The organism is Rhodosalinus sp. (genome assembly GCF_041685465.1).
Taxonomy (GTDB): Bacteria; Pseudomonadota; Alphaproteobacteria; order Rhodobacterales; family Rhodobacteraceae; genus Rhodosalinus.
Map to the genome: position 1 here is coordinate 1 of NZ_JAWLFS010000150.1, position 7492 is coordinate 7492.

8 protein-coding genes are annotated in these 7492 nt (G+C 70.7%); 6 read left to right on the plus strand and 2 right to left on the minus strand.

The features are described from left to right. Positions 1 to 1125, minus strand: a 1125-nt coding sequence (locus ACESL7_RS10585) for a hydantoinase B/oxoprolinase family protein (RefSeq protein ID WP_372893291.1), incomplete at its 3' end; no start/stop codon positions are given. After that, positions 1122 to 1688: a tautomerase family protein gene (locus ACESL7_RS10590; RefSeq protein WP_372893292.1), complete on the minus strand. Its 567-nt coding sequence runs from the start codon at positions 1686 to 1688 to the stop codon at positions 1122 to 1124. The genes ACESL7_RS10585 and ACESL7_RS10590, both read right to left, overlap by 4 nt. A 143-nt stretch (positions 1689 to 1831) precedes the next feature. Between ACESL7_RS10590 and ACESL7_RS10595 the strand changes: the two genes are divergently transcribed. From ACESL7_RS10595 to ACESL7_RS10620, 6 genes are all read left to right on the plus strand, one after another. Beyond that, positions 1832 to 2635, plus strand: coding sequence for a GntR family transcriptional regulator (locus tag ACESL7_RS10595; RefSeq protein WP_372893293.1), 804 nt, complete (start codon positions 1832 to 1834; stop codon positions 2633 to 2635). Next, on the plus strand, positions 2632 to 4041 hold the full coding sequence (gene leuC, locus ACESL7_RS10600) for a 3-isopropylmalate dehydratase large subunit (protein WP_372893294.1): 1410 nt from the start codon (positions 2632 to 2634) through the stop codon (positions 4039 to 4041). The genes ACESL7_RS10595 and leuC overlap by 4 nt, the downstream gene beginning before the upstream one ends. Beyond that, on the plus strand, positions 4038 to 4670 hold the full coding sequence (gene leuD / locus ACESL7_RS10605) for a 3-isopropylmalate dehydratase small subunit (RefSeq protein WP_372893295.1): 633 nt from the start codon (positions 4038 to 4040) through the stop codon (positions 4668 to 4670). The genes leuC and leuD overlap by 4 nt, the downstream gene beginning before the upstream one ends. Before the next feature lie 62 nt (positions 4671 to 4732). Further along, positions 4733 to 5752, plus strand: a complete 1020-nt coding sequence (dctP, locus tag ACESL7_RS10610; RefSeq protein ID WP_372893296.1) for a TRAP transporter substrate-binding protein DctP — start codon at positions 4733 to 4735, stop codon at positions 5750 to 5752. A gap of 67 nt (positions 5753 to 5819) precedes the next feature. Continuing rightward, entirely contained in the window at positions 5820 to 6326 is a 507-nt protein-coding gene (locus ACESL7_RS10615) for a TRAP transporter small permease (RefSeq protein ID WP_372893297.1), read from the plus strand. Continuing rightward, the coding region (locus tag ACESL7_RS10620) for a TRAP transporter large permease (RefSeq protein WP_372893298.1) at positions 6326 to 7492 on the plus strand (1167 nt) is incomplete at its 3' end. The genes ACESL7_RS10615 and ACESL7_RS10620, both read left to right, overlap by 1 nt.

The window sequence follows — 7492 nt, forward strand, 5'->3', positions numbered from 1 at the left end:
CTTGCCCGCGATGGAGAGCGCGTTGATCGTGCCGTAGGCGTTGGCGATGGCGCGCTCCGGCGCGGCCTCGGCCGCGGCCGAGAAGATCACGTCGATCATGCGCAGGATCGTCTCCGTGTAGCCGCCCGTGGGCGTCGGGAATTCCGCCGAGAGGAGGCAGTCCCCGGGGATCGCGATGTCGATGGGCCGCAGCACACCCGCGTTGGCAGGCAGGCTCGGGAAGAGGTGCTTGATCGCCACGTAGACGCAGGCGATCGCCGTGGGTCGGGCGATGTTGATCGGCCCCGCCACGCCGCCCGCCGTCCCCGCGAAGTCGAGGCGCAGGCGCTCGCCCTCGATTTCCAGCGCCACGCGGATCGGCAGCGCCTCCGGCGCGATGCCGTCGTTGTCGAGGAAATCCTCCGCCTCCCAGCGCCCATCGGGCAGGGCGGCGACCTCTTGGCGCAGCAGCGTCTCGGCCCGGTCGCCGAGCGCGGCGAGCGCCTCCTGCACGGTCGGCGCGCCGTATTCGTCGAGCAGCGCGTCGAGCCGCTTCACCCCGAGGTCGAGCGCGCCCAACTGCCCGTTCAGGTCGCCCTCGGCCGACATCGGCAGGCGCGTGTTGCGCATCAGGATGTCGAACACGTCCGATTGCCATTCGCCCCCGCGCACGAGGCGCACGGGCGGGATGACGACCGCTTCCTGGAAGGCCTCCGTCGCGGCGGGGTTGTAGTTGCCCGGGACCGCGCCGCCCACGTCGTGCCAGTGCCCGACCGAGGCGAGCCAGCAGAAGAGCTTGCCGTCGCGGTAGTAGGGGCGCACGAGCCGCATGTCGCTGAGGTGCGTGCCGCCCATGTGCGCGTCGTTGAAGATCCAGACGTCGCCGTCGTTGGGGCCGCCCTGTTCGGCCGCCTTGTCGATTACAGCCTTCACGGCGAAGGCCATGACGCCCACGAAGATCGGCAGGCCGGTCTTGCCCTGCACCAGCGTCTCGCCCGTCTCGGCGTGGTAGAGCCCGTGCGAGGCGTCGTGCGCCTCGGCGATGATCGGGTTGAAGGCCGCGCGGAAGAGCGTCGCGTCCATCTCGTCGGCGATCTGCTCCATGCGGCCGGCGAGCACGGCGAGGGTGATGGGATCGAGGCTCATGCGCCGCGCGCCTTCGCCTCGGCCATGTCGTTCCAGACGTCCTGCCGGGTGAAGCGGCCGCCCTCGATCTCGAAGCGGTCGATGAAGCGGATACCCGCGAAGGGCGTGCCGTCGAGCCATTCGCCCGACAGCGTGCCGAAGCAGTAGCAGATGGAGGTCTGCCCGTCCTGGAGCGAATCGAACCGCTCGTAGGTCTTGGTCACGAAGCGGTAGCGCGGTTGCGACCATGCGACGAGCTCTTCCAGCGTCGTCATCCGCTGCGCGCCCGGAAAGGTCATCGTGAAACCGGGCGCGAGCATGGCGCGCGCGGTGTCGAGGTCGCGCGCCTCCATCGTGGTCAGAAAGCTCTGCACCATCTCCGCCGGGTCGGGCCGCGGCGGGCCGGGGCGCCGCGTCGCGCCGCCGCGCATGTAGCTCGCCGGGTCGAGCTCGGGCATCAGCACGGTGACCGCCTCCGGCGCGGCGTCGAGTACGCCGGCGACCGCGTTGGTCAGCGCCGTGCCGAGACGGGCGCGCGTCGCGGCATCGTAGCCTTCCAGAAGAGTGATGGTGACGACTGGCATCGCAGGATCCTGTCCGTAAACCTGTATTATGAATAGGACAGCTTGTCGCGCAAGGAAAGAACAAAAAACTCGACCCGGAAGAGACAAAATTCTTGCATCCTCATGATTCACGGCTAACCATCGCGGCCAAAGGAGGGCCGAGCGTGCCGGACGACCGTCATCGCAGCACTCTGCCGGAAGGCAGCAAGGCGCACCGCATCTTCCTGCTCCTGCAGGAGGATATCGCACGCGGCGCGCTTGCGCCCGGCGCCGCGCTGCCGGGGGAGCTGCGGCTGGCCGAGGACTACGGCGTGAGCCGGGTCACGATTCGCCGCGCGCTGGAGGCGCTCGAGGCGCAGGGCGTGGTCGAGCGCCGCGCCGGGAGCGGCACGGTGGTGCGCGCGCGGCCCGGCGACGGCGTGCGCCTCGCCGGCGATCTGGCCACGCTGATGCCGCAGCTCGTCGAGATGGGGCAGACGACCGAGGCGCGGCTGATCGATTTCTCCTACACCCGCGCCGCCGCGCCGGTGGCGCGCGCGCTCGGCCTCGACGCGGAGGGACGGGTGCAGCGCGCGGTGCGCGTCCGCCTGATCGAGGGGATGCCCTTCTCGCATCTCACGACGCATGTCCCCGCCGACATCGCGGCGAATTATTCCGAGGCCGACCTCGCCACGACGCCGCTCCTGCGGCTGATGGAGCGGGGCGGCGTGCGGATCGGCCATGCAGAGCAGGAGGTGAGCGCCACGCTCGCCGCGCCGCAGGTCGCCGAGGCGCTCGAGGTCGAGGTGGGCGCGCCGCTCATCTCGCTCACCCGCCTCGTGCGCGACGAGGACGGGCGCGGGGTCGAGCACCTTTCGGCGCTTTACCGCCCCGACCGCTTCCGCCTGCGCATGGAGCTCGACCGCGTCGGCGCGGGCGAGGCGCGGCACTGGGCGCCGGCGGCAATGACGCAGGGGGCCGCGGAATGATCGCGCCGCGGACCCTCTTCGCCAAGCTCTGGGAGGCGCATGTCGTCACCTCCGCGGGCGACAAGGATCTGCTCTGGGTGGATCGGCATTTCGTGCACGAGGGCTCGCACCACGCCTTCGCCAGGCTCGCGGATCGCGGGCTGCCGGTCGCCGAGCCCGGCCTCACCTTCGGGGTGGCCGATCACTACGTGCCCACGCGCCACCGGGAGCGGCCGATCGCCGACCCGGACATCGCGCGCATGGTCCGGACGCTGGAAGAGAACGCCGCCACTCACGGATTCTCTCTCTTCGGCCTGCACGATCCGCGTCAGGGGATCGTGCACGTCGCAGGCCCCGAGGCCGGGCTGACCCTGCCGGGATGCCTCGTGGTCTGCGGCGACAGTCACACCTCGACGCACGGCGCCTTCGGCGCGCTCGGCTTCGGCATCGGCGCGACCGAGGTGGCGCATGTGCTGGCGACGCAGACGGTCTGGCAGAAGCGGCCGAAGGCGATGCGCCTGACGATCGACGGCGCGCTGGCGCCGGGGGTGGGCGCCAAGGACATGGCGCTCGCCTGGATCGCGAAGCTCGGCGCCGACGGCGCGCGGGGGCACGCGGTGGAATATGCGGGCAGCGCGGTGCGCGGGCTGTCGATGGCCGGGCGCATGACACTCTGCAACCTGTCGATCGAGGGCGGCGCGCGCATGGGGCTCGTCGCGCCGGACGCGACCACCTTCGACTGGCTCGCGGGGCGCGCCTCTGCGCCGCAGGGCGCGGACTGGGACGCGGCCATGGAATCGTGGGCGGGGCTCGCCTCGGACGAGGGTGCAGCGTTCGACCGCGAGGTGACGCTCGACGCCGCCGAGATCGCGCCGGTGGTGACCTGGGGCACGAGCCCGGAGGACGCGGCGCCGATCACCGCCACGGTCCCCGACCCGGCGAAGGAGGCCGACCCCGCGCGCGCCGAGAAGATCCGCGCCGCGCTCGATTACATGGGGCTCGTCCCCGGCCGGCCGCTCGAGGGGACGCCGGTGGACCGCATCTTCATCGGCTCCTGCACCAACGCGCGTCTGGAAGACCTGCGTGCCGCCGCGGCCGTGCTCGAGGGGCACCGCGCGCGCGTCCCCGGCACGGTCTCCCCCGGCTCGAGCGCCGTGAAGCGGCAGGCCGAGGAGGAGGGGCTCGACGCGATCTTCCGCGCGGCGGGGCTCGACTGGGTGGAGTCGGGCTGCTCGATGTGCGTGGGCATGAACGGCGACCATGTGGCCCCGGGCGAGCGCTGTGCTTCCACCACCAACCGCAACTTCCGGGGCCGGCAGGGGCCGGGCGCGCGCACGCATCTGATGTCGCCCGTCATGGCCGCCGCGGCCGCCGTCACCGGCACGCTGACCGATGCGCGCCCCTTCCTGAAGGCGCGCGCGGCATGAGGGGCTGGACCCGGCATGACGGGCTCGCCGTGGCGCTGCCGGTGGAGGGGATCGACACCGATCAGCTCATCCCGGCGCGCTTCATGTCGCGCCCGCGCGCGGCGGGCTACGGCGCGTATCTCCTGCACGACATGCGCCGCGACGGCGAGGGCCGGCCCGACCCGGAGTTTCCGCTGGAGCGCCCCGAGGCCGCCGGCGCCTCGATCCTGGTGGCGCGGCGCAACTTCGGCGGCGGCTCCTCGCGCGAGGCGGCGGTCTACGCGCTGATCGACGCGGGCTTCCGCGCCGTGGTGGCGCCGAGCTTCGGCGACATCTTCGCCGGCAACGCGGTCAACAACGGCCTCCTGCCCGCGCAGGTCTCGGCCGAGGACGCCGAGCGACTGCTCGCCGCGCTCGCCGCCGGCCCGCTCGAGGCGGAGGTCGACATCGACGCCGGCGCCGTGACGCTCGGCGGGCTTTCCTGCGCCTTCGCGCTGTCGGAGGCGCAGCGCGAGAAACTGGCGAACGGCTGGGACGACATCGACGTCACCCGCCGCCACGAAGAGGCGATCGCCGCGCACCGCGCGACGCTCGCCGCCGCCCGCCCCTGGCTCTGGCCGAGGGCGGCGCGGGATCAGGGGGCGCGCTGAGACGGCGCGCCCGCCACAGGGAGGGGCCGCGAGGCCCGGGAAAAACAGAAGGAGACGACGCCATGACGCTCACCATCAGGGCCGGCCTCATCGCCGGAAGCGCGCTCGCTGCCGCGCCCGCCGCGGCGGAAGACGTGCTCTCGGCCGTGCACGCCTTTCCGGAAACGCTGGTCTACACGCAGTCCTTCCTCGAGTTCGTCGACAAGGTGAACGAGGCGGGCGAGGGCGTGGTGCGCATCGAGGTGCGCGGCGGGCCGGAAGCCATCGGCATGTTCCAGCAGCCCGAAGCCGTCCGCAACGGCGTGGTGGACATGGTCTACAGCCCCGGCAGCTTCTATGCCGGCGCGCTGCCCGAGAAGGACGCGCTCGTGGCGTCTAACGTCACCGCAGCGGAAGCGCGCGAGACCGGCGGCCTCGACCTGATCGACGAGATCCACCAGGAGAAGATGGGGGTCAAATACCTCGGCTGGTTCGACTCGGGCGTGAGCTACAACCTCTGGACCGTCGACGAGCCCATGCTCGACGCCGAGGGAAACCTCGACGTCTCGGACTGGAAGCTGCGCGGTAACCCGGTCTACAACGCCTTCTTCACCGAGTATCTCGGCGCGAGCGTCATCGACATCCCCACGACCGACGTCTACTCGGCGCTCGAGCGGGGCATCGTGGACGCCACCGGCTGGACGCAGATCGGCCTCCTCGATCTCAAGTGGGACGATTTCGTCAACTACCGGATCGAGCCCGACTTCTTCTCGACCGACCTCGGCGTGATCGTGAACCTCGACAGCTGGGAGGGGCTCTCCGAAGAGGCGCGCACCATCCTCACCGAGACCGCGCTGGAGCACGAGCGCACGAGCGCCGAGGCGCTGGCCGAGCTGCGGGACGAGGAGTTCGCCGAACTGGAAGAGGGCGGCATGCAGGTCGTCACGCTCGAGGGCGAGGCGGCGCAGAGCTATCTGGACTCCGCCCGGCAGAAGACCTGGGACCGGATGAGCGAGCAGATGGACAAGCACCCCATGGGGCTCGAGCACTACGACGCGCTGATCGAGGCCTTCTACGATCCCTCCAAGGACCCGGGCAGCTGAACGCAGCCCATGTTCCGCGGCGCCGGCCGGTCCGGCGCCGCGCCCACCCCGAGCGGAAAGGCGCGCGATGAAGCTCGTGCTGCGGCTTTACGACGGCCTGCTGAACGCCTTCGCGCTGATCGCGGGGATGCTCCTGGTATGGCTCATGGTCTCGATCCTGATCTCGGTGACCATGCGCAATCTCGGGCTTCAGCCCTTCCCGTGGCTCTTCCTTTCCGGGGAGTACGGGCTTTTCTACCTGACGATGCTCGGCGCGCCCTGGCTCGTGCGCAGGCGCGGGCACGTCCACGTCGAGCTTGTCACCGCGATGCTGCCGACCCGCGCGCAGGCGTGGCTCTCGCGTGTCGTGGCAGGGGGCTGTGTCGCCGTCTGCCTGCTCCTCGCCTACGCCGGGTACGAGCTGGTGAGTCGGGACATCGCGCGCGGCAACTTCGATGTGCGCGCCTATTTCACGCCGAAATGGTGGCTCACCATCGCCTTCCCGGTCTCCTTCGGGCTCATGGCGATTGAATTCGCGCGTTTCGCGCTCGGTCGCGAGCTGATGCACAGCGGCGAGGCGGGGATCCACGAATGATGGAATGGTACTGGGCGCTCGCGCTCCTCATCGGGACCATCGTGGTCCTGATGGCGCTGGGGATGCCGGTCGCGATCGCCTTCCTCGCCGCCAACATCGCCGGCGCCTGGGTCTTCATGGGCGGCTTCGGCGCGGTGGTGCTGATGCTCGACAACGGCTTCGGCGCGCTCTCGCGCTTCGCGCTGATCCCGATCCCGCTTTTCCTGCTGATGGGCGAGCTCTTCTTTCACACCGGGCTCGGCGCGCGGATGTTCAACGCGATCGACCGGCTTCTGGGCCGGGTGCCGGGGCGGCTGTCCTACGTCACCGTGCTCGGCGGCACCGGCTTCGCCACGCTCTCGGGCTCGTCCATGGGCTCCACCGCGCTCCTCGGCTCGCTCATGGTCCCCGAGATGCAGCGCCGCGGCTACCGCGCGAAGTTCTCGATCGGCCCGATCCTCGGCACCGGCGGGCTTGCCATCATCATCCCGCCTTCGGCGCTCGCGGTGCTGCTGGCGACGCTCGCGCAGATCGACGTGGGCGCGCTCCTGATCGCGGGGGTGGTGCCGGGGCTGGTGCTCGCGGCGCTCTACGTCGGGTTGATCTGGGTCCAGACGCGCCTCGACCCCGAGGGCGCGCCGGTCTACGACCTGCCGCCCGTGCCGCTCGCCGAGAAGCTTGGCCTCGTGCTGCGCGACGTGGTGCCCATGGCCGGCGTCATGGTCGTGGTCGTCCTGATGATGCTCTTCGGGCTCGCCACGCCGTCCGAGGCCGCGGCCTTCGGCGCGCTCGGGGTGGTCCTCCTCGGCCTCGCCTTTCGCTGTCTCACGTGGGAGGCGCTGACGAAATCGGTGACCGGCGCGCTGCGCGTGACGCTCATGGCCTACCTGATCGTCTTCGGCTCGGCGACCTTCAGCCAGCTTCTGGCCTTCTCCGGCGCCTCCTCCGGGCTCATCGACTGGGCGACGGGCTTCGATCTCGCGCCGCTCTGGATGCTGGCGGCGATGTTCCTGGTGCTGCTGCTGCTCGGCATGTTCATGGAGCAGATCTCGATCATGCTGCTGACGGTGCCGATCTTCTTCCCGCTGGCCGAAAGCCTCGGCTTCGACCTCGTCTGGTTCGCGCTGATCATGCTGCTGGCATTGGAGATCAGCTTCACGACACCGCCCTTCGGGCTTCTGCTCTTC

Excerpts from the sequence above, each read along its gene's own strand:
- ACESL7_RS10590 (WP_372893292.1), bottom strand. The coding sequence starts at position 1,688 with ATGCCAGTCGTCACCATCACTCTTCTGGAAGGCTACGATGCCGCGACG.
- leuC (WP_372893294.1), top strand. The coding sequence starts at position 2,632 with ATGATCGCGCCGCGGACCCTCTTCGCCAAGCTCTGGGAGGCGCATGTC.
- leuD (WP_372893295.1), top strand. The coding sequence starts at position 4,038 with ATGAGGGGCTGGACCCGGCATGACGGGCTCGCCGTGGCGCTGCCGGTG.
- dctP (WP_372893296.1), top strand. The coding sequence starts at position 4,733 with ATGACGCTCACCATCAGGGCCGGCCTCATCGCCGGAAGCGCGCTCGCT.
- ACESL7_RS10615 (WP_372893297.1), top strand. The coding sequence starts at position 5,820 with ATGAAGCTCGTGCTGCGGCTTTACGACGGCCTGCTGAACGCCTTCGCG.